The sequence below is a fragment of the Sphingorhabdus sp. genome (assembly GCF_044239005.1).
GTDB lineage: Bacteria > Pseudomonadota > Alphaproteobacteria > Sphingomonadales > Sphingomonadaceae > Sphingorhabdus_B.
In genome coordinates this window covers 1-7,478 of the sequence record NZ_JBIICH010000100.1, presented here as the reverse complement: position 1 = coordinate 7,478, position 7,478 = coordinate 1, and the positions used below count along the sequence as shown (strand labels likewise).

Below are 7,478 nucleotides of genomic sequence, written 5' to 3'. Positions count from 1 at the left end.
CGCCTGTGCAACCGCGATGCTTCCTGCGGCTGTTGTATATTGCGAAACCTTGCCAACCAACGCGGAACGGCGGATTTCTTCGCTGTCTTTCAGGCTCTGCCAACCTTCGGTGGTGTTGAAGATCAGCTGGATTTCACCATCTTTAATCTTGTCGACGATGTGCGGGCGGCCCTGCGCGACCTTGTTCACGCGCTCGACCTCTATCCCCTGCTCCAGCAGATAACTGGCCGTGCCGTCGGTTGCGCACACGGTAAAGCCGCAAGCAATCGCTTGTTTGACCGCAGGAACGATAACCGGCTTGTCTGTGTCTTTGACCGAAACGAACAGCTTCCCACCCATCGGTGGCGGCATCCGCGCGCCGATTTGTGATTTGGCAAAGGCCGTCGCAAAGTCGCGATCGATACCCATGACTTCGCCGGTTGATTTCATTTCAGGCGATAGAACGGGGTCAACACCGGGGAAACGATCAAACGGGAATACCGCTTCCTTGACCGCGATATAATCGATGTCGAGGTTGATGGGCGGCAAGTCCTTTAGCTTTTCCCCCGCCATAACGCGCGCGGCGATCTTGGCGATAGGTGCGCCGATGGCCTTTGCGACGAAAGGCACGGTCCGACTGGCACGTGGATTGACCTCAATCAGGTACACCTCGCCATCCTTGACTGCGAACTGAATGTTCATCAGGCCACGGACATGCAGGTTGACCGCAAGCAATTCGGTCTGGCGGCGGATTTCCGCGACGATGTTATCGGGCAGGCTATACGGCGGGATGGTGCAGGCGGAATCGCCGCTGTGGACGCCAGCTTCTTCAATATGCTGCAATATGCCGGCAACAACGACCTCGTCGCCATCGCACAAGGCATCCACGTCCACCTCAATGGCGTCTCGCAAATAGCTGTCGATCAATACCGGCGAGTCGCCCGAGACGATCACGGCCGTTTGGATGTAATTTTCCAGCTGCGCCTGCGTATCGACGATCTCCATCGCACGCCCGCCAAGGACGTAAGACGGCCGCATCAGCACGGGGTAGCCAATATTTTCGGCAACCTTAATGGCTTCGTCACGGCTGCGCGCAATGCCGTTTTCGGGCTGCTTGAGCTTCAGTCTGTTGATGAGCGCCGCAAAGCGTTCGCGGTCTTCGGCCAGATCGATGGCGTCGGGCGATGTGCCCAAAATCGGAATGCCAGCTGCCTCAAGCGCCTTTGCGAGGTTCAGCGGGGTCTGCCCACCGAACTGGACGATGACGCCCTTCAGCGTGCCGTTCTGCTGCTCAACATGCAGGATTTCCAGCACGTCTTCCGCCGTCAGTGGCTCGAAATATAAACGGTCGCTGGTGTCATAATCGGTCGACACGGTTTCCGGATTGCAGTTGACCATGATGGTCTCATAGCCCGCATCCGCCAACGCAAAGCAGGCATGGACGCAGCAATAATCGAACTCAATCCCCTGCCCGATGCGGTTCGGACCACCGCCAAGGATAACGACCTTTTCACGATCCGTGGGCTGGCTCTCGCACTCCGGCACACCGAAGCTTGGGGCTTCATAGGTTGAATACATATATGGCGTCTTGGCTTCGAACTCCGCAGCGCAGGTATCGATGCGTTTGAACACGGGGCGCACGCCCAATTTGTGGCGCAATGCGCGCACTTCATCTTCGGTCACCGCGCCAGCAATCGCGCGCGCAGCCTGCATCGCGATGCCGGAACCACGGCGGACTGCGGTTTCCATACCTGGGCGGATATTGACCGATTCCAGCGCCAGATAGGCCAGCCGCTTGTCCGAAAAGCCCATGGCTTTCAGACGGCGAAGCGCCTCGGCACTATTGGGCAAACCGTTCATCTTGACGTCATTTTCCGCCGCAACGATTTCTTCGAGCCGCTCAAGGAACCACGGATCGAACTTCGCAATTGCGTGAATTTCGGCAACGCTCATGCCCTCACGCAGCGCTTGCGCCGCGACCAACAGCCGGTCTGGCGTTGCACGGCTCAATTCGGCAGAAAGCTGATCTTTCGATGCCCCTTTCAGCGCGTCGACATAATTGAAACCCGAAAGCCCGGTTTCCAGTCCGCGAAGAGCCTTTTGCAGGCTTTCGTGGATATTGCGGCCAATCGCCATCACTTCGCCCACGGACTTCATCGCGGTGTGCAACAATGGCTCGGCGCCTTTGAACTTTTCAAAGGCAAAGCGCGGAATTTTGGTGACGACATAATCAATCGTCGGTTCGAAAGACGCTGGTGTTGCGCCGGTAATGTCGTTGGTGATTTCATCGAGCGTGAAACCGACCGCCAGCTTCGCCGCAACCTTCGCAATCGGGAAGCCGGTGGCTTTGGATGCAAGCGCCGACGAACGCGATACGCGCGGGTTCATTTCAATTACGATCAGGCGGCCATCCTTCGGATTGACTGCGAACTGTACGTTCGAACCACCTGTTTCTACGCCGATTTCCCGCAAGCACGCGATGCTCGCATTGCGCATAATCTGATATTCCTTGTCGGTCAGCGTCAGCGCTGGCGCAACCGTGATGGAATCGCCGGTGTGCACGCCCATCGGGTCGATATTTTCAATCGAGCAGATGATGATGGCATTGTCCGCGCGGTCGCGCACGACTTCCATCTCATATTCTTTCCAACCGAGCAGCGATTCTTCAATCAGCACTTCGGTGGTTGGCGATGCATCAAGCCCGCCGGTCACGATCTTGATAAATTCGTCGCGGTTGTATGCAATCCCACCGCCGGTACCGCCCATGGTGAAGCTTGGGCGAATGATCGATGGCAGGCCAGTGCGCTCAAGCACCTCAAGCGCTTCTTCCATCGAATGCGCGATGCCCGACCGTGCCGATTCCAAACCGATTTTTGTCATGGCGTCGCGGAACTTGATCCGGTCCTCGGCCTTGTCGATGGCTTCGGCATCCGCGCCGATCATCTCAACGCCATATTTCGCGAGCGTGCCATCGTTGAACAAGGCCAAGGCAACGTTCAACGCGGTCTGCCCGCCCATCGTCGGCAACACCGCGTCGGGGCGCTCTTTTTCAATGATCTTGGCGACGATTTCGGGCGTAATCGGCTCGACATAGGTCGCGTCGGCCATATCCGGATCGGTCATGATCGTCGCCGGATTGGAATTGACGAGGATGATGCGATAGCCCTCTTCGCGCAACGCCTTGCACGCCTGCGTCCCCGAATAATCAAACTCGCACGCCTGCCCGATGATGATGGGGCCAGCGCCGATGATGAGGATGGATTTTATGTCAGTACGTTTGGGCATTAAAATAGGTTTTCCAAGTCCACGCCAGTCGCGGCTTTTATGAAGGCTTTTATCGCTGCAATCAGTGCATCAATCGCTGAGAGGCGGGCAGTTTCTTTGAATATTGGCTTAGCGTCTTCAATCGCCATCACGACACCGATTTTTACATGTATTAACTTTAACTCGGTCGCCTCCCAAAGCTCTGATGCCGCAGCCAATCCTTTTTTAATACGGTCGCGTTGTTCAGCCGAAATATCGGTGTCGTTGATACCGCGTTCTGCTTCGATAATCTCGCGCAATTCACGGCGAATACTAACGTAATCCGGTTCGTTATGATTAAGCGGAACAATCCGGTCAGCCGCAGGGATCTGCGCTTCTGGTTGGTCTAATTGCGGCCTTGATATATCAACATCGTCTGATGAAAATTTGGCGATGGCATTATGAAGAAATTGATTGCCAACCACCGCATATTTAAAAACCAGAGAGCTGCCATCCACTAAATTTCTATCCCGGGTTTCAACTAATTGCTCATAGTTAAGCTTATAGTAGTCGCCTGCGAATTGATCTTGAACGACTTCGGCAACGCCTTCATCCAAAAATCGGTTCATGAGTGACTCAATCACTTCGTCAGGAACTTGTGCGCCGACTAAACTTTTTAGGTTCGCTACAATCGTAGCCCAGTCAGTGTAACCCTGAGCAATTTCTTGCGGTCGATTAGCGGCTTCTATCAGAATAGCTGCTTCTACATAGTCCGAGAGCGTCAATTTCCAATCCTCCCCATCATCCCCGCAAATTTTTCGAACAGATAATGGCTGTCCTGCGGGCCGGGTGAGGCTTCTGGGTGATATTGCACCGAAAACGCTGGCTGGTCGGCGAGTTCAAAGCCGCAATTGCTGCCGTCGAACAGGCTGATATGCGTTGCCTTGGCATTGGCGGGCAAGGTATCTGCATCCACGGCAAAGCCATGGTTCATGCTGGTAATCTCAACCGCGCCGTCGCTCAGGCGCTTGACGGGATGGTTCGCGCCACGGTGGCCCTGATGCATCTTCTCGGTCTTCGCGCCGACCGCGAGGCCAAGCATCTGATGCCCAAGGCAGATGCCGAACAACGGCTTTTTGGTGTCCAGCCACTGCTTGATCACCGGAACGGCATATACGCCCGTCGCGGCAGGGTCGCCGGGGCCGTTCGACAGGAACAGACCATCGGGCGCATGGGCCATGATTTCTTCGAACGTCGCGGTCGCGCTAACGATCGTGACGTCACAACCGACATCGACCAAATTGCGCAGGATATTGTGCTTTATGCCATAATCGATGGCGACGACTTTTTTGCGGCCCTTGGCAGGTTCGGCATAGCCCGAACCCAGCTTCCAAAGGCCCTGATCCCAACCATAAGTCTGCAACGTCGTTACATCCTTGGCCAGGTCCATGCCTTCCAAGCCAGCCCACGCCTTTGCGCGGGCCAACAATGCAGGCACGTCAAAATCGCCGCTCGCCGAATGCGCGATCACCGCGTTTGGCGCGCCGGCAACACGGATGAGCCGGGTCAGTGCGCGGGTATCAACGCCCGAAATGCCGATACGGCCGTTGGCTTTCATCCACGCATCAAAATGCTGTGTGCTGCGGAAATTGGATGGGTCTGTCACATCCTGACGCACAATCGCGCCAAGGGCATGCGGGTTCAGTGCCTCGACATCTTCGGGGTTGGTGCCGACATTGCCAATATGTGGGAAGGTGAAGTTGATGATCTGCCCCGCATAAGACGGGTCGGTCATGACTTCCTGATATCCGGTCATGGCTGTGTTGAAGCAGACTTCGCCAACCGCTTGGCCTTCTGCGCCAAAGCCCTTGCCCCAGATAACTTCACCGGACGCCAAAACCAATACCCCCGTCGCTCCAGAAGGCGCGCGCGAAGAAATGGGGTCGGCCATGATGGGGTCGCTCCTGTGAGACGGATTACAGCAATGTCGCTAAGGGATTGCGCCTAGAGACGGCGGGGGGATGCGTCAATCTGGAAATCGACAAAGCTGTGGAATATGTCATTTTAACTTTGCGTCCTGTGCGCCTCTGCGTGCAAAAAACGGATTTACGCAGAGGCGCACAGGACGCAGACATTGTTTGCGCAGGCGTGTCGGCTTAAGGCCGTGCGCATAACGTTGTTTGAAATGAGATTATTATGATTCGTGATACCATCAAGGCCGCCCAAATTACCGCGATGAAGGCTGGAGACAAAGACCGGCTCGCCGCCGTTCGCCTTATCCTCGCCAAAATCAAAGACCGCGATATCGAACTGCGCACCGCATCGCAGCAACCCGACGATGACGCGATGGTCGTTGAGGTCATGCAAAAGATGATCAAGCAACGCCGCGAATCTATCGCGCTGTATGAACAGGGCGGACGCGATGAGCTGGCCGCGATTGAAGCCGCTGAGCTTGCAATCATCGAAGATTTCCTGCCCGCACAAATGAGCGACGCCGAAACCAGCGCAGCCATCGAAGGCATCAAAGCCGAACTCGGCGCAGAATCCCTTAAGGACATGGGCCGTGTCATGGCGACCTTAAAAGAACGCCACGGCCCGCAACTCGACATGAGCAAGGCAAGCGGCCTTGTGAAGGCGGCGTTGTCGTAAATATGCTCCCTTCCCGCCTGCGTGAGGGGAATAACTTCGCATGACCCTCACCCCGCAATGGCTTGATGAACTGCGGTCGCGGACGACGCTTTCCGCGTTGATCGGCCGCACCGTAAAGGTCACCAAGGCGGGGCGCGAGTTTAAGGCATGTTGTCCGTTCCATAATGAGAAGTCGCCGAGCTTCACGATCAACGACGAAAAAGGCTTCTACCATTGCTTTGGCTGCTCCGCGCATGGCGATGCCATTCGGTGGATGACCGATCAGCGCGGCCTGTCGTTCATGGACGCGATCAAGGAATTGGCTGCCGAAGCCGGGATGGAGGTCCCTGCCCCTGACCCCAAAGCCGCCCAGCGCGCCGAAAAAGCGAACAGCCTGTATGACGTGATGACGTCAGCGCAGGACTGGTTCGTTGCGCAGTTGCAAAGCCCCGATGGCGCAGGTGCGCGATCCTATCTGAAAAAGCGCGGGTTTACCGAAAAAACCATCCGCGATTTCGGCTTCGGACTGGCGCCTGATCATCGCACAGCATTGAAATCAGCGCTGAAGCAATATGGCGACGCCATGCTGGTTGAGGCGGGCCTGCTGATCGCGGTTGAGGGCAAGGATCCTTACGATCGGTTTCGCGGTCGGCTGATGATACCCATCCGCGACCCGCGCGGCCGCGTGATTGCGTTTGGCGGCCGGATATTGGGCGATGGTGAACCCAAATATCTCAATTCGCCCGATACGCCTTTGTTCGACAAGGGGCGGACGCTCTACAATCTGGACAAATGTTCACCCGCATCGCGCCAGACGGGCCGCGTCATTGTGGTCGAAGGCTATATGGACGTCATTGCGATTGCGCAGGCCGGCTTTGGTGACGCGGTTGCCCCATTGGGCACCGCACTGACCGAGCAGCAAATCCAGATGCTCTGGCGCATGACCGAAAAACCGCTGCTGTGCTTCGATGGGGACTCGGCTGGGCAGAAAGCCGCGATGCGTGCGGCGTTACGTGCCCTGCCCTTGCTAAAGCCTGGCCACAGCCTTCAGTTCGTAACGCTGCCCGATGGGCAGGATCCGGACGACCTTGTAAAGGCATCGGGTGCAAAAGCCCTTACGGCGCTTCTGGAGGCGTCAGAGCCGCTTGTGGAGCGATTGTGGAAGGCGGAGGTGTCTGCGAACCCGTTAGACACGCCAGAGGACCGTGCGGGGCTTAAACAGCGCCTTGGTGTCCATATAGCGACCATCACGGACGGAGAAATCAAACGGCATTATGCCGATTCGTTTCGCGAACGGTTCGATAATCTTTTTGCGCAACGCAGAAACGCGCCGCCAGCCCGCTTCACCAACACGCCAAAACGCGATTGGCGAAAGCCGCAGATATTGCCGCCCGGCGCCGAGACCAAGAGTTTCAACGCAAAGGGATCGGATTTCTTAGTGCAAGGTGTGCTTGGCGCATTGCTGCGTAATCCATCCATGATACGCCAGCATCATGAAGCATTGAGTGACTTCGTTCCGACCGACCCGAATCACGCCGCTTTGCTCAACATCATGCTGAATGAATCTTTTGCCAAAGAATCGCTTGATACCGACGGCCTAATTACCATATTGGACGAGAAGTTGTATA

General features: G+C 56.3%; 5 protein-coding genes. 2 read left to right on the top strand and 3 right to left on the bottom strand.

The annotated features are described in order from the left end of the window. The 3 genes from carB to carA all read right to left on the bottom strand — a co-directional run. Nucleotides 1-3,264: carbamoyl-phosphate synthase large subunit (gene carB, locus ACILQA_RS08475; RefSeq protein ID WP_395629307.1), on the bottom strand; the 3,264-nt coding region annotated here is incomplete at its 3' end. Then, nucleotides 3,264-4,007 (bottom strand): hypothetical protein, encoded by a 744-nt coding sequence (locus tag ACILQA_RS08470; protein WP_395629306.1) that lies wholly within the window; start codon nucleotides 4,005-4,007, stop codon nucleotides 3,264-3,266. The genes ACILQA_RS08470 and carB, both read right to left, overlap by 1 nt. Continuing rightward, on the bottom strand, nucleotides 4,004-5,173 hold the full coding sequence (gene carA / locus ACILQA_RS08465) for a glutamine-hydrolyzing carbamoyl-phosphate synthase small subunit (RefSeq protein WP_395629305.1): 1,170 nt from the start codon (nucleotides 5,171-5,173) through the stop codon (nucleotides 4,004-4,006). Before carA ends, ACILQA_RS08470 begins: the two co-directional genes overlap by 4 nt. A gap of 245 nt (nucleotides 5,174-5,418) precedes the next feature. Between carA and ACILQA_RS08460 the strand changes: the two genes are divergently transcribed. Both ACILQA_RS08460 and dnaG read left to right on the top strand, forming a co-directional pair. Continuing rightward, a complete protein-coding gene (locus tag ACILQA_RS08460) occupies nucleotides 5,419-5,871 on the top strand; it encodes a GatB/YqeY domain-containing protein (RefSeq protein ID WP_395629304.1) in 453 nt (150 codons plus the stop codon). A 40-nt stretch (nucleotides 5,872-5,911) separates the two neighbouring features. After that, nucleotides 5,912-7,478: DNA primase (gene dnaG, locus ACILQA_RS08455; protein ID WP_395629303.1), on the top strand; the 1,567-nt coding region annotated here is incomplete at its 3' end.

What these genes read in the sequence shown, in the direction of transcription:
- carA (WP_395629305.1), bottom strand. Translation starts at nt 5,173, where the DNA reads ATGGCCGACCCCATTTCTTCGCGCGCGCCTTCTGGAGCGACGGGGGTA.
- ACILQA_RS08460 (WP_395629304.1), top strand. Translation starts at nt 5,419, where the DNA reads ATGATTCGTGATACCATCAAGGCCGCCCAAATTACCGCGATGAAGGCT.